General features: G+C 74.5%; 14 protein-coding genes, 4 tRNA genes and 1 other RNA gene. 7 read left to right on the top strand and 12 right to left on the bottom strand.

What is annotated here, in order from left to right; translation table 11 throughout:
* Positions 1–72: 72 nt before the first annotated feature.
* Complete coding sequence (locus RND61_RS19815; protein ID WP_315879347.1) at positions 73–522, bottom strand: hypothetical protein; 450 nt, start codon at positions 520–522, stop codon at positions 73–75.
* A gap of 362 nt (positions 523–884) precedes the next feature.
* Here RND61_RS19815 and RND61_RS19820 point away from each other — a divergent pair, with 362 nt between their 5' ends.
* Positions 885–1,382: an MSMEG_6728 family protein gene (locus tag RND61_RS19820; protein WP_315879348.1), complete on the top strand. Its 498-nt coding sequence runs from the start codon at positions 885–887 to the stop codon at positions 1,380–1,382.
* 379 nt (positions 1,383–1,761) lie between these two features.
* Here RND61_RS19820 and RND61_RS19825 read toward each other — a convergent pair whose 3' ends face one another.
* The 3 genes from RND61_RS19825 to RND61_RS19835 form a co-directional block, all read right to left on the bottom strand.
* A complete protein-coding gene (locus tag RND61_RS19825) occupies positions 1,762–2,112 on the bottom strand; it encodes a MerR family transcriptional regulator (RefSeq protein WP_315879349.1) in 351 nt (116 codons plus the stop codon).
* A 689-nt stretch (positions 2,113–2,801) separates the two neighbouring features.
* On the bottom strand, positions 2,802–2,981 hold the full coding sequence (locus RND61_RS19830) for a hypothetical protein (protein ID WP_315879350.1): 180 nt from the start codon (positions 2,979–2,981) through the stop codon (positions 2,802–2,804).
* 500 nt (positions 2,982–3,481) lie between these two features.
* Positions 3,482–3,569 (bottom strand) — tRNA-Ser (locus RND61_RS19835).
* Between the two features lie 72 nt (positions 3,570–3,641).
* Here RND61_RS19835 and ffs point away from each other — a divergent pair.
* From ffs to RND61_RS19865, 6 genes are all read left to right on the top strand, one after another.
* An RNA gene (gene ffs, locus RND61_RS19840) (signal recognition particle sRNA small type) lies at positions 3,642–3,740 on the top strand.
* 54 nt (positions 3,741–3,794) lie between these two features.
* On the top strand, positions 3,795–6,062 hold the full coding sequence (locus RND61_RS19845) for a DNA polymerase III subunit gamma and tau (protein ID WP_315879351.1): 2,268 nt from the start codon (positions 3,795–3,797) through the stop codon (positions 6,060–6,062).
* 61 nt (positions 6,063–6,123) lie between these two features.
* Complete coding sequence (gene purD, locus RND61_RS19850; RefSeq protein ID WP_315879352.1) at positions 6,124–7,377, top strand: phosphoribosylamine--glycine ligase; 1,254 nt, start codon at positions 6,124–6,126, stop codon at positions 7,375–7,377.
* Positions 7,378–7,669: 292 nt separating this feature from the next.
* The gene (locus RND61_RS19855) at positions 7,670–9,505 is read left to right on the top strand and encodes a hypothetical protein (RefSeq protein WP_315879406.1); all 1,836 of its coding nucleotides are present in this window, start codon (positions 7,670–7,672) and stop codon (positions 9,503–9,505) included.
* 707 nt (positions 9,506–10,212) lie between these two features.
* Positions 10,213–11,784: a N,N-dimethylformamidase beta subunit family domain-containing protein gene (locus RND61_RS19860; RefSeq protein WP_315879353.1), complete on the top strand. Its 1,572-nt coding sequence runs from the start codon at positions 10,213–10,215 to the stop codon at positions 11,782–11,784.
* 84 nt (positions 11,785–11,868) lie between these two features.
* On the top strand, positions 11,869–12,771 hold the full coding sequence (locus RND61_RS19865) for a phosphoribosylaminoimidazolesuccinocarboxamide synthase (RefSeq protein WP_315879354.1): 903 nt from the start codon (positions 11,869–11,871) through the stop codon (positions 12,769–12,771).
* A gap of 145 nt (positions 12,772–12,916) precedes the next feature.
* Here the strand turns inward: RND61_RS19865 and RND61_RS19870 are convergent.
* From RND61_RS19870 to RND61_RS19905, 8 genes are all read right to left on the bottom strand, one after another.
* A tRNA-Gly gene (locus RND61_RS19870) sits at positions 12,917–12,989 on the bottom strand.
* Positions 12,990–13,011: 22 nt separating this feature from the next.
* Positions 13,012–13,620 carry a response regulator transcription factor gene (locus tag RND61_RS19875; protein ID WP_315879355.1) on the bottom strand — a complete coding sequence of 203 codons (609 nt, stop codon included), beginning with the start codon at positions 13,618–13,620 and terminating at the stop codon, positions 13,012–13,014.
* Positions 13,617–15,029 carry a sensor histidine kinase gene (locus tag RND61_RS19880; RefSeq protein WP_315879356.1) on the bottom strand — a complete coding sequence of 471 codons (1,413 nt, stop codon included), beginning with the start codon at positions 15,027–15,029 and terminating at the stop codon, positions 13,617–13,619. The genes RND61_RS19875 and RND61_RS19880 overlap by 4 nt, the downstream gene beginning before the upstream one ends.
* 22 nt (positions 15,030–15,051) lie before the next feature.
* Entirely contained in the window at positions 15,052–15,924 is an 873-nt protein-coding gene (locus RND61_RS19885; protein ID WP_315879357.1) for an ABC transporter permease, read from the bottom strand.
* A gap of 1 nt (position 15,925) precedes the next feature.
* Entirely contained in the window at positions 15,926–16,891 is a 966-nt protein-coding gene (locus RND61_RS19890) for an ABC transporter ATP-binding protein (RefSeq protein WP_315879358.1), read from the bottom strand.
* A gap of 143 nt (positions 16,892–17,034) precedes the next feature.
* Positions 17,035–17,107 (bottom strand) — tRNA-Gly (locus RND61_RS19895).
* A gap of 76 nt (positions 17,108–17,183) precedes the next feature.
* Positions 17,184–17,258 (bottom strand) — tRNA-Gly (locus tag RND61_RS19900).
* A gap of 186 nt (positions 17,259–17,444) precedes the next feature.
* Positions 17,445–17,771 (bottom strand): histone-like nucleoid-structuring protein Lsr2, encoded by a 327-nt coding sequence (locus RND61_RS19905; RefSeq protein ID WP_315879359.1) that lies wholly within the window; start codon positions 17,769–17,771, stop codon positions 17,445–17,447.
* Positions 17,772–17,905: the final 134 nt, after the last annotated feature.

Here is a 17,905-nt window from a genome sequence, read left to right on the forward strand (position 1 = left end):
ATCGGCCATCGCGCTCGACCCGCCATCAGCCGATCGGTCGATGTCCGGGTACGACCTTCCCGGCGCGCCCCGTCACGCGGTGGTGTCGGGGCGGGCGGTGTGGGCAGGGTGGCCGGGGGTGCGGCGGGCTTCCTTCATCTCCGCCTCGTACAGGTGGGCGCGGCCCTCGGCCAGCTCGTCCACCGCGGCGCGTTCGAGGTCCTTGAACGGCTGGTAGTACGTGTCGTCGTAGGCCTCGACGATCTGGAAGGTCCAGTGGCCGGGGATGACGTTGCGGCCCAGGATCTCCTTGCGCACCTTCTCGGCCCACTCCGGGTGGCCGGCCTCGCGCAGCAGTGCCACGGCCCGGTCCAGCTCCAGGTCCGCCGTGCCGGTCAGCTGGTGGAAGCCGTAGAGGTGCCCCCGTGCCCGCTCCGTCGTCTCCAGTGCTTTCGACAGCGCCCCCAGCGCCTCCACCAGTGTGTCGCTGACACCTTCGGGGCGCTGGTGGGCCCGGTCGGGGCCGTCGTGGTGCGTGTTCATGTTCCTGCCGTCCAGCCGGTGGGGGAGGACGGGCGGGTGCCCGCCCCGTGGGGCCGCGGCGGGCACCCGCCGCCGGCCCACTCCTGAGCGTGCCCCGCCCCCGTACGGGAACACGCACCGGACCGCCGTGGGGCGGGCGGCCGGGCCAGACCGTTGTGGGGTGGGTGGCTGGGCTGGACCGGTGTGGGGTGGGCGACTGGGCTGGACCGGTGTGGGGCGGGTGGCCGGCCGGACGACCGGTGGCGGGTGACCAGGCCGAGGACGGCGGCGGGGGAGGTGCGGCCCGCGCCCCACGTGGTACCCGCGTGGTACCCGCGTGGGGACCGGCACCGGGCTTCCGCACGCCGTACGAGGGGCGACAGATGCAGACCTTCCTCCCCTACCCCGACTTCCGGGCCTCCGCGCTGGCCCTGGACCGCCGCCGGCTCGGCAAGCAACGGGTGGAGGCGCTGCAGGTCTTGCGGGGCCTCACGGTGCCCGGTTACGGGTGGCGCCGGCATCCGGCGGTGCGGATGTGGGCCGGGTACGAGGAGGCACTGGTCCGGTACGGCCTGGAGGTGTGCGGGATGTGGCGCGGCCTGGGCCACCAGGACGGCTGCGCGGCCTCGCTCGTCTCCGGTTTCGCCGCGCTCCACCCCCACGCGCCGGTACGCGACCAGGCGGCCCTGGCCGCCGCGGGGGAGCTGCCGCCCTGGCTCGGCGACGACACCTTTCACCGCAGCCACCGGTCGGCCCTCGTCCGCAAGGAACCGGCCGCCTACGGCCACCTCTTCCCCGACGTGCCCGACGACCTGCCGTACGTCTGGCCGGCGTCGGACCGTCCGAGCGTCCCGCTCCCCGACCGACCGCCGCCCCGCTGACCCCGCGCACCCCACCGGACCACCGGACCACCGAGCCATCGGGTCACCAGGCATCGGGCCGCCGGGCCATCGGGCATCGGGCCACCAGGTCACCGGGTCCCGGCCGGCCCGTGGACGACCGCACCGGCCCCCGCGGCCCCCGCGGCGCCGAGGCCCGGGACGCGCACCCGCGAGGGGTCACCCCGCTCTCCAACGTGGGTGGTTCGCCCAAGGGCGTTCCGTCCCGTGGCGGAGGGGACGGCCGGACGGACGGCGGGCGGGGCCGGAGGGACGGCGGACGGGGCCGGACAGCCGGCACACACGCCTTCACCTGCGCGTCTTCACCCGTGCGCCTTCCAGAGCCGTACGCGCTCGGGCCGATCCGCCCGCGCCCGCGGGATCAGCTCGAACCGGTACGGGAGCCGCCGGACGCCTCGCTCGCGGCGCGGCGGTACTCGGCGTTGATGCGCTGGGCTTCCTCGAGTTGGTCCTCGAGGATGACGATGCGGCAGGCAGCCTCGATCGGGGTTCCCCGGTCCACGAGCTCGCGGGCGCGGGCGGCGATCCGCAACTGGTAGCGGGAGTACCGGCGGTGTCCGCCCTCCGAGCGCAGCGGAGTGATCAGACGGGCCTCGCCGATGGCTCGGAGGAAACCGGGGGTGGTGCCGAGCATCTCGGCGGCCCGGCCCATGGTGTACGCGGGGTAGTCGTCGTCGTCCAGACGATCGCTGAGCGGAGTGTCTGCTGCCATGTCACCTCGTTGTGCAACGCATCGAGGGGCCCTGGTGCCGTACGGCACCAGGGCCCCGAAGGAAATTCAACACCATCTGTCGGCCCTCTTGCTGTGCCGACCTTCTGTTTCCGCTACCCGTCCCGACGAGGGGAGGGGTGCGGGGATCGCGGCTGCGTGACCGGGGACCACCATCCAATCCAGGGGTCTTGCGGTACCCGGGCCGAGGGCTCCTCGGGCCGGGCGATCCTGATGGCGTCTGCTCCTCCGTCCTTCCTCTGAACCAACCACTGGGTGAATGCGTACTGCGGTACCACTACCCGCCAGTTCGTCTCTGCCGGGTCTCTCTCGACTCTGTCAACGAGAAAAAGCCTAACCGCGCAAGGAGCCAATGTCTACTCCAGCGAGAGTAGATTTTGATGCGCAGGGATCTCAGGCTTCCTGCGGTTCGCGCTGACGAACGAGATCCCACGGCGGTCCTGGGAAGCCCGGGGCCGGGAGCGGAAACGGATCGCGGCCGGTACGCGCACGTCACCGGGCGGTTGCTCCGGAAGGTCGTACAGCAGGCCGGAGGAGCCTTGCGGGGTCGACCAACGGATGACCTGGCCGGACGAAGCCGGAGGCCCCGATTCCCCATGGGCCGGGGCCTCCGCCCGCCCGGACGAGCAGGCGGAGGGAGAGCGATGCCGAAAGCCGTGTCCCCGCGTCTGTCAACGGGTGGCGGCCACGAGCAGGGCCATCAGCGCCACCATCGCTGCGACGCCGCCCATCGCGGTCTGGACCGGCGCCGTCAGCGCGGGCCGCGAGAGCACCAGCAGACCGAGCGCCAAGGCCAGGAGCAGCGTCAGGAGGATGACCACTACGAGGAGCACGAGCATGATCAGGGACATCGAGAAACATCCTTTTGAGTAGGCGAGTGACTCGCACGTACGAAGCGGAGCGCATGAGCTCCACCTCTTCCGTGGGCTGCGGAGGTCCCCGGCAGCACGGTGAGGATGAGTGATGTGCGGGTTAGCGCCGCAACCCCTGTCTGAGCTGCGTCTTCGCTCTTCACGCGTACTGATCCGCAGGGTCGTACACCCTCGGGCGGTCAGGTGCGCGACACCCGGTCGGTGTCCTTCGACCCCCGGATGCGGGGTGCCTGTGCGCTGACCGGCCATGCTCCAGCCGTTGTTGGTAACAGGCCGACGCGACCGGACTTGCCTGGCAGGAGGGCCGCTCTGCGCGCGTCGGGGTCGTCCCGGACATGACCGTCGGCAAGAGCCCGGGGAGGTCCTGGACGCGGTCCCAACACCCGTTCCGAGACCTACTGAGGTGGAAATGGCCGGACAACGTCGAAGGGCCCCACCGCGAACGGTGGGGCCCTTCGACATCGTGCCCGGTGAGGCACTGGCGGAGGATACGAGATTCGAACTCGTGAGGGGTTGCCCCCAACACGCTTTCCAAGCGTGCGCCCTAGGCCTCTAGGCGAATCCTCCGCCGGAAACATTACATGACGTTGAGCCGTGCTCGCGAACTCGTTCCCCGGGCGAAGGATCGGGTACGCTGGGCGCAGCCCCTCACGTGGCGCTATCTGACTGAACTCCCCCAGGGCCGGAAGGCAGCAAGGGTAGGTCGGCTCTGGCGGGTGCGTGGGGGGCGCTTGCGTTGGTGGGGATCTTGGGGCGGGCCGTTTGTCGGTGGGGCCCGATATCGTCGTAAGCGTGTCGTCCCTCGCGCTGTACCGCCGCTATCGACCCGAGTCCTTCGCCGAGGTCATCGGGCAGGAGCATGTCACCGACCCGCTGCAGCAGGCGCTGCGGAACAACCGGGTCAATCACGCGTACCTCTTCAGCGGGCCGCGCGGCTGCGGCAAGACGACCAGCGCCCGCATCCTCGCGCGGTGCCTGAACTGCGAGGAGGGGCCCACGCCGACCCCGTGCGGCGCGTGCCAGTCGTGCCGGGACCTCGCGCGCAACGGGCCGGGCTCCATCGACGTGATCGAGATCGACGCCGCGTCGCACGGCGGTGTGGACGACGCCCGCGACCTGCGCGAGAAGGCGTTCTTCGGGCCCGCCTCCAGCCGGTACAAGATCTACATCATCGACGAGGCGCACATGGTCACCCCGGCGGGCTTCAACGCCCTGCTGAAGGTGGTCGAGGAGCCGCCCGAGCACCTCAAGTTCATCTTCGCGACGACCGAGCCCGAGAAGGTCATCGGGACCATCCGGTCGAGGACCCACCACTACCCGTTCCGGCTCGTGCCGCCCGGGACGCTGCGGGACTACCTCGCCGAGGTGTGCGGGCGGGAGGGGATCCCCGTCGAGGACGGCGTGCTGCCGCTCGTCGTGCGGGCCGGCGCCGGGTCCGTGCGCGACTCGATGTCCGTCATGGACCAGCTCCTCGCCGGCGCCGGCGAGGAGGGCGTGACGTACGCCATGGCCACGTCCCTCCTCGGGTACACCGACGGGTCGCTGCTCGACGCGGTCGTCGAGGCGTTCGCGACCGGTGACGGCGCGGCCGCGTTCGAGGTGGTCGACCGGGTCGTCGAGGGCGGCAACGACCCCCGCCGGTTCGTCGCCGACCTGCTGGAGCGGCTGCGCGACCTCGTGATCCTCGCGGCCGTGCCCGACGCCGCCGACAAGGGGCTCGTCGACGGGCCCGCCGACGTCGTCGAGCGCATGCAGGCCCAGGCGTCCACGTTCGGCGCCGCCGAGCTCAGCCGCGCCGCCGACATCGTCAACACCGGGCTGACCGAGATGCGCGGCGCCACCTCGCTCCGCCTCCAGGTGGAGCTGATCTGCGCGCGCGTGCTGCTGCCCGCCGCGTTCGACGACGAGCGGTCGGTGCAGGCCCGCCTGGAGCGCCTGGAGCGCGGCGCGCGCTTCCAGCCCGCCGGGCCGGGACCCGCCGTGGGGTACGTGCCGGGGCCCGGCGCCCACGCGCCCGACGCCGTCGCGGCGCCGGGTGCCGCGTACGCGGGCGCGCCGGACGGCGGCGGGGCCGCCGCCGCGCGTGCCGCCGTGCGGGGCGGCGACCCGCAGGCGGGGGGCGGAGCGGGTGCTCCGGCCGCGCCGCCGCCCGCTCCCGCGCAGCCCGTGGCCCCCGCCGCGTCGGCTCCGGTGACCGCGACGGCTCCGGCGGCTCCTGTGGGGCCGCCCGCCGTGCCCCCGACCGCCGCGCCCGCGTCCCGCGCCCCCGGCGCCTGGCCCACCGCCGCCGCACCCGGTGCCGGTGGCGGCGGTGGCGCGCGGCAGCCCGGCGCCTGGCCCTCCGCCGCCGCGCCCGGCCAGGGCCGCCCCGCCGCGCCCGCCCAGCCGCCGCAGCCCCAGGCACCCGCCCCCGCCGCGCCCCCGGCCGCCCCCACCCCCGCCGCCGGCGTCTCCGCCGACATGGCGCAGGGCGCCGCCCAGGCGCGCGCCATGTGGCCCGGCGTCCTGGAGGCCGTCAAGAACAGGCGCCGCTTCACGTGGATCCTGCTCAGCCAGAACGCCCAGGTCGCCGGGTTCGACGGCACCACCCTCCAGCTCGGCTTCCTCAACGCCGGCGCCCGCGACAACTTCGCGAGCAGCGGCAGCGAGGAGGTCCTGAGACAGGCCCTCGCCGAGCAGTTCCACGTCGACTGGAAGATCGAGGCGATCGTCGACCCGTCCGGCGGCGCCGGGCAGGCCCCCTCCCACCAGGGCGGACACGGCCGCCCCACCGGCATGCCCACGCCCGGCCCGCAGCCCCCCCAGGCCCCGCACGCCGCGCCCCGCCCCGCGCAGCAGCCCCCGGCCGCCCCCGCACCGCACCGGCCGCCGCAGGGCGGACCCGGCGCCGGACCGGCCGGCCACGAGGCCCGGCGCCCCACCGCGCCCCCGCCGGTCGCGCCCGAGGACGACGTACCGGAGGAGGACGACCCGGACCTCGTCGACTCCGCGCTCTCCGGCCACGACCTGATCGTCCGCGAGCTCGGCGCGACCGTGGTGGAGGAATACACGAACGAGTAGGGGCCGTCCACTCGGCGGCCCGCACAAAGACCAGGTCGCCCGCCGGGCTACCCTGACTGGCGTGAAGGTCCTCGTCATCGGCGGCGGCGCCCGCGAACACGCCCTGTGCCGCTCCCTCTCCCTCGATCCCGACGTCACCGCTCTGCACTGCGCGCCCGGCAACGCCGGAATCGCGGAGGTCGCCGAGCTCCACCAGGTCGACGCCCTCGACGGCGCGGCCGTGGCCCGCCTCGCCGGTGACCTGGAAGCCGACCTGGTCGTCATCGGCCCGGAGGCGCCGCTCGTCGCCGGCGTCGCCGACGCCGTGCGCGCGGCCGGCATCCCCTGCTTCGGCCCCTCCAAGGAGGCCGCGCAACTGGAGGGCTCGAAGGCGTTCGCCAAGGACGTGATGGCGTCCGCGGGCGTGCCCACGGCCCGCAGCTACGTGTGCGCCACGCCAGCCGAGATCGACGAGGCGCTCGACGCGTTCGGCCCCCCGTACGTCGTCAAGGACGACGGCCTCGCCGCGGGCAAGGGCGTCGTCGTCACCGGCGACCTGGAGCAGGCCCGCGCCCACGCCCTGTCCTGCGAGCGCGTGGTCATCGAGGAGTACCTCGACGGCCCCGAGGTCTCCCTCTTCGCGATCACCGACGGCACGACCGTCCTCCCCCTCACCCCGGCCCAGGACTTCAAGCGCGCCCTCGACGGCGACGAAGGCCCCAACACGGGCGGCATGGGTGCCTACTCTCCGCTGCCGTGGGCCGACCCGAAGCTCGTCGACGAGGTCATGACGACGGTCCTCCAGCCGACCGTCGACGAACTGCGCCGCCGGGGCACGCCGTTCTCCGGACTGCTGTACGCGGGCCTCGCGATCACGTCGCGCGGAGTGCGGGTCATCGAGTTCAACGCCCGCTTCGGCGACCCCGAGACGCAGGTCGTCCTCGCCCGGCTGCGCACCCCGCTCGCCGGTGTCCTGCTGCACGCGGCGAACGGCACGCTCGACACCGAGCCGCCGCTGACCTGGCGCGACGAGGCCGCCGTCACCGTGGTCGTCGCCGCGCACAACTACCCCGGCACGCCCCGCACCGGCGACCCGATCACCGGCCTGGACGAGGTGGCGGAGCTGGACGCCCCGCACGCGTACGTCCTGCACGCCGGTACGAAGCAGGACGGCGACGCGGTCGTGAGCGCCGGCGGGCGGGTCCTGTCGGTCACCGCGACCGGCGAGGACCTGGCGCAGGCGCGGGAGCGGGCGTACGCGGCGGTCGGGCGCATCCGGCTGGACGGCTCCCAGCACCGTACGGACATCGCGCGCGCGGCAGCGGAACAGCAGTAGGCGCGGGGCGGGCCCGGGGCGGACGTTCCGGGCCCTCCGTACACCCGCGAGCGCCCCGAACGGCCCCAGTCCTGCCCAAGCCATTCCATCGAGTGACGGCTCACTCATCTGAATGACGCCTGCCGACACCCCAACTAGGGTGCCGCGCAGGCGTTCCGGCACTTGGCCCACCGGCATTGCGATGTCAGTGGCGAGTGTCACAGTGGGGGAGTGAGCAAAACCGTCGCAGGGGTGGAGGGGGTGACGTACGGCCGTGTTCGGACCCGGATCCGACGGGGGCGGCCGGAGCGCGATGCGCGCCCCGGGCGCCTTGGGTGAGGAGCGGGGCGCGCGGACCGCGCGCGCCCGGGCCCTGGCCGTGCTGCGCGTGCGCGGCAGGGCCCTCGCCGTCGCGCTCCTGCCGGCGGCGGTGGCCGTCGTCCTGCTGGCCGGCGGGGCGACGGAGCGGTGGGAGGGCCCCGGCTGGGACGCCGCCCGGTGGGCGGTGTCCGTCGCCGCGGTGGCCGTGCTGCTGGGCGCGGCGGGCATCGGCGCGGTGATCGCGCGGGCCCGGCCGGCGCTCACGCCGACGGTGGAGATCGCGGAGGCGTCCGCGCCCGACCTGTACCGGATGGTGCGGGACCTGGCGGCGCGGCTGGCGGTTCCGGCGCCGTCCGCGGTGGCGCTCACACCGGACTGCGACAGCTGGCTGGAGGACCGTACGCACCCGGCGCACCGCATCTCCGGCGGCGGGGCGCACGAGGCGCCGGGCACCGCTCCGGTGCTGGTCATAGGGTCGCCGTTCCTGTGGTGGATGCGGGTCGGCGAACTCCGGGCGGTGCTGGCGCCGGTCGTGGCCGGCACGGGGCCGTCCGCCGACCCCGACATAGCCGCCGCGCGGCGGTTCGTACGGGGGCTGGACGCGGCGGTGGCGCTGCCCGGCCGGCCGGACCTCGGGGTGGTACGGCGCCTGGGCGCGCGCGTCGCGGGCGCGGTGGCCCGGCGGATGCTGCGGGCCGTGCGGGAGCACGCCGCCGAGATGGAGCGGGGCGTCGCGGTCGCCGCGTCGGAGCGGGCGCAGGCCGTGGACTACGGGCTGCGGATCGTCGCCCAGGAGCAGGTCGGCCTCGCGTACGCGGGGTGGGACCGGCTGCTGACCCGGGTGGCGCTGCCCGCGTGGCGCATGGGGCGGTGGCCGTCCCGGCTGGACGCGGGCGTCGTCTCGGCGCTCACGGAGCTGTCCCGGCGCGACCGGCTCGCCGAGGGGTTCACGTCGCGGCTCGGCGAGCGGCCGGCGTGCGACCTGCTGGAGGAGCCGGGACTCGTCGACGAGGCCACGTCCCTGCTGGCCGCGCGCCTCTTCCACGGCGGGCCCGCCGAGCCGGGGCCGGACTGGGCGCCGGTGGACTGGCAGCACTACCCGGAGGAGGTCGTCGACCGGAAGTGGCGCACCGAGGCCGCGCGCCTCCACCGCGTCCTGGACCGCCTGGGCGCCCGCGCCACCCCGGAGGGACCGACGCTCACCCGGGTCCTGGACCACTTCTCGACGGCCGAGGACGGGGAGGTGCTGGCGGCGGCGCTGAGCGCGGAGCTCTGCCGCGAGGAGCGGTCACCCCGCGGGGACGGAACGGCGGAGGGGCATCCGGCCACCGCGCCGCCCTCCGTACGGGAGCCGGCCGCCGCACACGGATCCGCCGCCGTGCACGGGTCGGCCGCCGCGTACGGGCCGGCCGGGGACACCGCCCCGGTCACGGTCGACGGCCGCGCGGACGCCACCGGCCGGAGCGCGGACGGCACCGCCCCGGCCCCCGGCGGGGGCACCGTCACGCCCACCGGGCCCGCCCCCTTCGTCCGGGGGGCCGACGAGTTGCCCCTGCTGCCGCTCCAGCCGCCGCGCAGCGGCCGGGAGCTGCTGGCGGACCACGTGCTGGCCATGGTGTGCTGCTCCGCCGTCGACACGGCCGGCGCGGCGCCCGGGCTCGACTGGCTGGACGGCCCCGTGCTGCTCGTCGGTGACGGCGGCGGAAGGCGGCGGGCCGAGGTGGCCCCCGGTGTGCTCGCCCTGATCGAGGACGCCGACCCCGAGCCGCTGCGCACCTGGCTCGCCTCCGTCGGCGCCCGCCCCGAGAAGCCCGTGCGCCTCGTCTGATCGACCCGCGGCGCCCCCGCACCTGCTCGTCCCCCGTGACCTTCCGTGTCCCTGTGACCTTCCGTGATCTTCCGTGACGCTGCGCCCGCCCGTACCTCCGAGTCTGCTTGCGCTTTCTTGTACTTCGGCGCTTTGCGCCCCGCGCCCGCCCGCGTCCCGCCCGCGCTTCGCGCCCGCCCGCGCCCCGCGCCCGTGGCTTCCCGCTCCCCGTGACCCGCCTCCGCCCCGCGTCCGCCCACGGCTTCCCGCTCCCCGTGCTCGCTCGTGCCACCCACGGCTTCCCGCCCCCGTGTCCCGCCCGCGCCCGCTCGTGCCGCCCACGGCTTCCCGCATCCCGTGGCCCGCCTCCACCTGGCTCCCCACCCTCCGTGACCCGCCCTGCCCCGCCTCACCACGCCTCTGGCCCCCGCGCTCCCGCACCCCTGCCTACGCCTCTTCACCCCCGATGCGCCTACATCGCGCCCGTCCGCGACCTTCCGCGCCCCGCTGCGCCCTCGCGACCCTTTCCGCGCCCCCGCAGCCCACACCGTTTCCGGCCACGCCCCGCGCGTGGTTTCCCGCCTCATTCCCGTGGAATGGGCGTGTACCACCCCTTCCGTTCACGTCAATTCGCGACGACGGGTGACGGAGTGGGTGCGTAATGTGATGTGCTGGGGACCGGCGATGAACGTGTCGGGACACCGGGGGAGCCGAGGGAGGGGCGCAGCATGGGGGCGGAGCAGGTACGGCGGTGGGAGTCGGGGGCCCTGGCCCATGCCGCGGACGACCCGTTCGGCCTGGGCCCCTTGCCCTGGTTGCGCGGTGCCGAGCGGTACGTGGGCGAGGACGGCCGGTTCACGCCCTGGTGCGCCGAGCCCCACCGGCACCGCCCCGGAGCGGGCCACGGACCGGACAACGGCCTGGGCCACGGACCGGATGTCACCCGGGGCGGCACCAAGGACGGCACCAAGGACGGTGGCCGGGGCGAGGGCAGGGGCGGCGGCCGGAGCGGTGGTCCCCGCGCCGCCGACGACGTCCACCTCCAGATCAAGGGCTTCGCCTCGACCGGCGTCGTCGCTCCCGGCGAGGCGATCGATTTCCACATCACCGTGAACCCGCCGCAGCAGTTCTCGGTCGACATCTATCGCATCGGCCACTACGGCGGGGACGGCGCCACCAAGATCATCACCAGTCCGCGCCTCTCCGGCATCGTCCAGCCGCCCCCGCTCACCGCCGACCGCACGGTCTCCTGCCACCACTGGTGGCTCTCCTGGCGGCTGCAGGTCCCGTCGTACTGGTCGACCGGCGCGTACGTCGCCGTCCTCACGACCGTCGACGGCTACCGCTCCCACATCCCCTTCACCGTCCGCGACGGCCACCCCGCCGACCTGCTGCTCGTCCTGCCCGACATGACCTGGCAGGCGTACAACCTGTACCCGGAGGACGGCCGCACGGGCGCGAGCCTGTACCATGCGTGGGACGAGGACGGCCGCCTCCTGGGCGAGTCGCACGCCGCGGTCACGATCTCCTTCGACCGCCCGTACGCCGGCCAGGGCCTGCCCCTGCACATCGGCCACGCGTACGACGTCATCCGCTGGGCCGAGCGCTACGGCTACGACCTCGCCTACGCGAACGCCACCGACCTCCACTCCGGCCGCGTCGACCCCACCCGCTACCGGGGCCTGATCTTCCCCGGCCACGACGAGTACTGGTCCGCGCCGCTGCGCCGCGCCGTCGAGGAGGCCCGCGACAGCGGCACGTCCCTGGTCTTCCTCTCCGCCAACACCCTGTACTGGCAGGTCGAGCTGGCCCCGTCCCCCTCGGGCGTGCCCGACCGCCTCCTGACCTGCCGGAAGCGCCGGGGCCCCGGCCGACCGGCGCTGTGGCGGGAGGCGGGCCGGCCGGAGCAGCAACTGCTCGGCATCCAGTACGCGGGCCGCGTTCCGGAGCCGTCCCCCCTCGTCGTGCGGAACGCCGGGCACTGGTTCTGGGAGGCGACGGGCGCCGGCGAGGGCGACGGGCTGCCGGGGCTCGTCGCGGGCGAGGCCGACCGGTACTTCCCGCGCACGGCGCTGCCCGCGCACCAGCGCCGCATCCTCCTCGCGCACTCCCCCTACCGGGACGCGGACGGGGCCGTACGCCACCAGGAGACGTCGCTGTACCGGTCCCCGTCCGGGGCGCTGGTCTTCGCGTCCGGCACGTTCGGCTGGTCCCCGGCTCTGGACCGGCCGGGTCATGTCGACCCCCGTGTCCAGCGCGCCACGGCGAACCTGCTGGACCGCATCTGCAAACACGACTAGAACCTTCCTGCACCCCTGGCCACGGCCCGCCTCCCCACGTGCGGGAGAATCGGAGTCGATGGGACAGATCCACGGGGAGGAACCGTGTCCGGATTCGTAGAAAAGCCCGAGCCCCTTCAGGTGCCGGGCCTGGTGCATCTGCACACCGGGAAGGTGCGCGAGCTGTACCAGAACGAGGCGGGCGACCTCGTGATGGTCGCCAGCGACCGCATGTCCGCGTACGACTGGGTGCTGCCCACGGAGATCCCGGACAAGGGGCGGGTCCTCACCCAGCTCTCCCTGTGGTGGTTCGACCAGCTCGCCGACCTGATCCCCAACCACGTGATCTCGACCGAGGTGCCCGAGGGCGCCCCCGACGACTGGGCGGGCCGCACGCTGGTCTGCAAGCGGCTGCGGATGATCCCGGTCGAGTGCGTGGCCCGCGGCTACCTCACCGGCTCGGGACTGGTCGAGTACGACGAGAACCGCACGGTCTGCGGCCTCGCCCTCCCCGAGGGCCTCGCCGACGGCTCGGAACTTCCCGCTCCGATCTTCACACCCGCGACGAAGGCCGAGGTCGGCGAGCACGACGAGAACGTCTCGTACGAGGAGGTCGCCCGCCAGGTCGGCGCGGAGACCGCCGCGCAGCTGCGCCAGTCGACGCTCGCCGTGTACAGCCGCGCGCGGGACGTGGCGCGGGACCGGGGGATCATCCTGGCGGACACGAAGCTCGAGTTCGGCTACGACGAGAAGGGCGGGCTGTTCCTCGCGGACGAGGCGCTGACCCCGGACTCGTCGCGGTTCTGGCCGGCCGCCGAGTGGCAGCCGGGACGCGCGCAGCCGTCGTACGACAAGCAGTACGTGCGGGACTGGCTGACGTCCCCGGAGTCCGGCTGGGACCGGCACGGCGAGCAGCCGCCCCCGCCGCTGCCGCAGGAGGTCGTCGACGCCACGCGCGCGAAGTACGTCGAGGCGTACGAGCTGCTGACGGGCACGGCCTGGTCGTAGGGACCGGTCCGGCAGGCCGGTGGGCCCGCCCCGGGCGCGCGACGCGACGCGTGCCCGGGGCGGCCCCGCGGTGACCGGCCCCTGCCCCGACCCCGCTTCGGGAACGCCGAAGGCCCCGGTCTGATGACCGGGGCCTTCGCTCACGAGCGGACGACGAGATTCGAACTCGCGACCCTCACCTTGGCAAGGTGATGCTCTACCAACTGAGCCACGTCCGCCTGCGCCGTAGCGCGAGACCTACTATACCCAACCTCGCTCGCGCGCGAGACGCACCGCGGTGTGCCGGTTCTCGGCGCCGAGCTTCGAGACGGCGGACGAGAGGTAGTTGCGGACCGTTCCGGGAGAGAGGGACGCGCGCCGGGCGATCTCCGCCACGGGGGCGCCGTCGGCGGCCAGTTCCAGCACCTCGGCCTCGCGGGCGGTCAGCGGCGAGTCGCCCGCGGAGATGGCGTCGGCCGCCAACTCGGGGTCCACGTAGCGGCTTCCGGCGTGGACGGCGCGAATGATCTCGGCGAGCCGCTGGGCGCTGACGGTCTTCGGAACGAAGCCGCGCACCCCGGCGGCGAGGGCCCGCTTGAGGTGCCCGGGGCGGCCGTGACCGGTCACGATCATGGTGTGGCAGCCGGGGAGTTCGGCCCGGAGGGCTGTGGCGACCCTCACACCGTCGGCGCCCGGCATCTGGAGGTCGAGCACGGCCACGTCGGGGCGGTGCGCGCGGGCCATGGCGATCGCCTCGGGGCCGGACGCGGCCTCGGCGACGACCTCCAGGTCGTCCTCCAGCCCGAGGAGCGCGGCGAGCGCGCCCCGGATGAGGTGCTCGTCGTCGGCGAGCAGGACGCGTACGGTCACGACAGCCCCCTCCCGGCCGGTTCGCCCACGGCGGGGCGGCGGTCCTCGCCCCCGAGGGGCACGCGCGCGGTCACCCGGAACCGCCCGCCGCCGTCCACGGGCCCGGCCTCCAGCACCCCGCCCAGCACCACGAGCCGCTCCCGGAGCCCGGCCAGCCCGGACCCGGCCGTCCCCGCGCCGCCCAGCGCTCCCGCACCGCCGGCCGCCCTTCCGCCGCCCGGCACGCCCGTACCGCCCGGCGCCCCTCCGCCGCCCGCCGCCGCCCCCGTACCGCTCGACGCACCCGTACCACCCGGCGCCGCCCCCGCGCCGCCGTCGTGCGGGGCGCCGTACGCGCTGTCGTTCTCGATGACCAGCACCGCCTGTCCCCCGTCCGCCGGTGCCGAGACCGCCACCCGGCAGTGGCGGGCGTCGCTGTGGCGCAGGACGTTCGTCGTGGCCTCGCGGACGACCCAGGCCAGGGCCGACTGCGCCGCGGCGGACAGGTCCGTGTCCGTGTCGCGGACGTCGATGCGGCAGCGTATGCCCGCCGCGGCCAGGACGCCGCGCGCGCCCTCCAGTTCGGTGTGCAGGTCGGCCTCGCGGTAGCCGCGCACCACGTCCCGCACCTCCCGCTGGGACTCGCGGGCGATCCGCTGGACCTCCGCCATCTCGTCGACGGCCCGGTCGGCCGACCCGCGCCGGGCCAGTTGCACGGCGAGCTCGCTCTTGAGGGCGATGACCGAGAGGTTCCGCCCCATCACGTCGTGGAGGTCCCGGGCGAACCGCAGCCGCTCCTCGGCGACGGCCAGCCGCGCCTGGAGCCGGTGGGCGGCGTCCAGCTCCCACACGGCCCGCAGCAGCCATCCGGAGAAACCGCTGGTGAAGGCGAAGACGAGGATGCCGAACGCGGCCGAGAACGCGTACGCGACCGTGTCGGTGAGCGGCAGGCCCATGACCGTCGCGATCGCCGGGAGCCCCGTCACCGCGACCGCCGTCAGCCCCAGCACGTGCCGCACCCGCGTCGTGCACAGGGCGAGCGCTCCGACGCCCCAGCTGGCCAGCCCGGCCGCCACGTACATCGACATCTGGAGGTCCAGGTCCGGCAGCGCCCGCCGCAGCGCCAGCACGGTGACGCAACCGCCCGCGGTGAGCACGGCGACGGCGGCGGCGAGCCGGTTCGGGCGCCCGCGCCGGCCCAGCTGCCAGCTGAGCGCCCGCGCCGCCAGCACGGCGACGAGCACGGTGTGGAGGAGCACCAGGAGGAACAGCCACCCGCCGACCGGCCCCACGTTCCCGGTCGCGGCCAGCGCGGGCAGCCCGCCGATGAGGACGGCCACGCAGGCGAGCCCGTGGTACGTCCACCGCGTGTAGAGCTCGACCTTCTCCGCGTTGCTCCTGCGGGTCCACCAGCCGGTCAGTCCGGTCATGCGCCCCGTGCCCTCCTCCCCATCAGTGGCGCGGCTCCCACCGGAACCGCCGCCGCACAGCAAACACCGCCACCGCGGCCCAGGCCAGCGTGGTCGTCGCGGCCCGTACGAGCTCCCCGGCGTCGGCCCCGCCGAGCCACCCGGCCCGTACGAGCGTCACGACCCCGGTCACCGGCAGCAGCGCGCACACCGCCTCGACACGCTCCGGGAACGCCTCCAGCGGGACGAACAGCCCGGAGCCGAGCGCCGACACGAGGAACAGCGGCATGGTCGTCAGCTGCGCGCTCTCCACGGTCCTGGTCAGCGCGGCCGTGAACGCGGCGAGCGCGCCGAGCAGCGCGATGCCGGCGAGTACGCCCGCGACGAGCAGCTCGGGCCGCTGTGGCGCCCGTACGCCGAGGAACGCCACCGAGGCCACCACCATGATCACGCACTGGGCGAGGGTGAGCGCCACCGAGGGCAGCGCCGTCCCGGCGAGGATCTCCGCGTCGGACGCCTCCCCGGTGCGCAGCCGCTTCAGCACCAGCTCCTCGCGGCGGGCGACGTAGGCGGGGACGAGGTTCATGTAGACGACGATGACGAGGACCATGCCGAGGCCGCCGGTCACGACCGCCTCGACCAGGGTCAGCCCGGTCCCCTCCAGACCGACTTCGTCGAGGCCGGCGCGGATGGAGCCGATCATCAGCAGCGGCATGAGGAGGGTGACGAAGAGGGCGGTCCGGTTCCGGACGAGGAGGACCAGTTCGGCGCGGGCGAGCGCGCCGAGCCGTCCGGTCGCCGTGGTGCCGGGGCCGGTGTCGCGGTCGGGGCCGGGACCGGTGCCGCGGTCGTGGTCGGGGCCGGGGTCGGGGCCAGGACCGGAGTCGGGCCGGTGCGGGGTGGTCGCGGACGCCATGTCACACCCCCGCCGGCTCGGTGGCGGCACCGGAGCGGGCGATCTCCAGGAACGCCTCCTCCAGGGACGCGGACCGCGCGTCGAGCGCTTCGAGCCGTACGCCCCGCTCGTCCGCCCACCGGAGCAGCTCGGTCAGCGCGGACTGGAGGTCGTGCGTGCGGATCTCGACGCGCCGCCCCCCGTACCGCGCGGCGCGCAGGGAGAGCGGCAGCCGCGCGGCGGACACCCCGGCGGGCAGCTCGAAGCGGATGCGGGCGGGCCGGGAGGCGGTGACCTCGGCGGGGGTGCCGGAGGCGACGATCCGCCCGCCGTGCATGATCGCCAGCCGGTCGGCGAGGGCTTCGGCCTCCTCCAGGTAGTGCGTGGTGAGCAGCACGGTGGTGCCGGTGTCGCGGAGGTCCCGGACGAGGTGCCACGTGTCGCGGCGGCCCTCGGCGTCGAGTCCGGTGGTCGGCTCGTCGAGGAACAGCACCTCGGGCCGCCCGAGCAGGGCGAGGGCCAGGTCGAGGCGGCGCCGTTCGCCGCCGGACAGCTGCTTGACGCGGACGCGCGCGCGGGCGGCGAGGCCGACCATGTCGAGGGCCTCGCCGGTGGGGCGGGCGCCGCTGGTGCAGCCGGCCCACATGCGGACGGTCTCGGCGACGGTCAGGTCGGAGGGGAAGCCGCCTTCCTGGAGCATCACGCCGATGCGCGGCCGGACGGCGGCGCGTTCCCGGTACGGGTCGTGGCCGAGGACGCGGACGCGGCCCCCGCTCGCGGGGGCGAGCCCTTCGAGGAGCTCGACGGTGGAGGTCTTGCCGGCGCCGTTGGTGCCGAGGAGGGCGAAGACCTCGCCGTACGGGACGGCGAAGGTGACGCCGCTCACGGCCTCGAAGCCCCCGGTGTACCGGCGCCGCAGTTCCGCGGCCTCGATCGCGTGGCCGTGCGCGGGGCGCGCGCGGTCCGTGTGGTGGTCGTCGCTGGTCATGGCTCCAGCGTCGGGGCGGGGCGGGGCGCCCGGCAGTACGCGCTGTCAGCGGCCGGCGATGACAAATGTCATGAGGGCCCGGAGGGCAAACGACAGGGCGAACGTCGAAGGCCCCGGTCTGATGACCGGGGCCTTCGCTCACGAGCGGACGACGAGATTCGAACTCGCGACCCTCACCTTGGCAAGGTGATGCTCTACCAACTGAGCCACGTCCGCATTGCTCCCGACCGGCTTTCACCGGGCGGTGCGAACACCACTGTACCTGATCCACCGGAGTGGTCGGTACGTGATGTGGAGCGGGTGACAGGAATTGCACACTGCGCCTTCCCCCTGGAAGGGGGATGTTCTGCTACTGAACTACACCCGCACGCTCCGTGAGGCGCTCGGCTTTCCGGCCTCGCCCCTCGGCGTGCTCCAGACTCTAGCCGATCAAGGGGGGTGCCGCGCAACTCGGTGTCCCGGGGCGCGGTGCCGCGCCGGCCCAGTGCCCCGCCGGCCCGGCCCGCGGCGGCACCCGCCCCGGGACACGGACCCCGCCCCGGGCGGTGCGGGGTCAGTTGGCCTCGTGGAAGGCTTCGTAGATCCGCTTCGGGATGCGGCCGCGCGCGGGCACCTCCATCCGGTTGGACTGCGCCCAGGCCCGTACGGCCGCCGGGTCGGGGTCGACGGCGGTGTGCCGGAACGCCTTGCGGGGCTTCTCCGTGCCGGACTTCTTTCGGCCGGCCTCCATGTACGGGGCGAGAGCCTTGCGCAGTTTCTCTGCATTGGTTTCGCTGAGGTCGATCTCGTACCACTTACCGTCGAGGCCGAACCTGACCGTTTCCGCCGCTTCTCCGCCCTCGATGTCGTCGGTGAGCGTGACTACTACGCGCTGCGCCACGGATATCGGTCCTTTCCCGTGGTAAGCCGCCGTTCAGGGTGTGTTCTGTCACACGCGTGACGTGCGGCGATACCGGATTCTCATGGGTGTATTCCTTTGTACAGCCCGGAGTGCCGCACTGGGAAGACCCGGCA

This window comes from Streptomyces tamarix (assembly GCF_032423885.1).
Lineage (GTDB): Bacteria > Actinomycetota > Actinomycetes > Streptomycetales > Streptomycetaceae > Streptomyces > Streptomyces tamarix.

Coding starts and splice junctions, on each gene's coding strand:
- RND61_RS19815 (WP_315879347.1), bottom strand. CDS start 522: ATGAACACGCACCACGACGGCCCCGACCGGGCCCACCAGCGCCCCGAA.
- RND61_RS19820 (WP_315879348.1), top strand. CDS start 885: ATGCAGACCTTCCTCCCCTACCCCGACTTCCGGGCCTCCGCGCTGGCC.
- RND61_RS19825 (WP_315879349.1), bottom strand. CDS start 2,112: ATGGCAGCAGACACTCCGCTCAGCGATCGTCTGGACGACGACGACTAC.
- RND61_RS19830 (WP_315879350.1), bottom strand. CDS start 2,981: ATGTCCCTGATCATGCTCGTGCTCCTCGTAGTGGTCATCCTCCTGACG.
- RND61_RS19855 (WP_315879406.1), top strand. CDS start 7,670: ATGCGCGCCCCGGGCGCCTTGGGTGAGGAGCGGGGCGCGCGGACCGCG.
- RND61_RS19860 (WP_315879353.1), top strand. CDS start 10,213: ATGGGGGCGGAGCAGGTACGGCGGTGGGAGTCGGGGGCCCTGGCCCAT.
- RND61_RS19880 (WP_315879356.1), bottom strand. CDS start 15,029: ATGACCGGACTGACCGGCTGGTGGACCCGCAGGAGCAACGCGGAGAAG.
- RND61_RS19885 (WP_315879357.1), bottom strand. CDS start 15,924: ATGGCGTCCGCGACCACCCCGCACCGGCCCGACTCCGGTCCTGGCCCC.
- RND61_RS19890 (WP_315879358.1), bottom strand. CDS start 16,891: ATGACCAGCGACGACCACCACACGGACCGCGCGCGCCCCGCGCACGGC.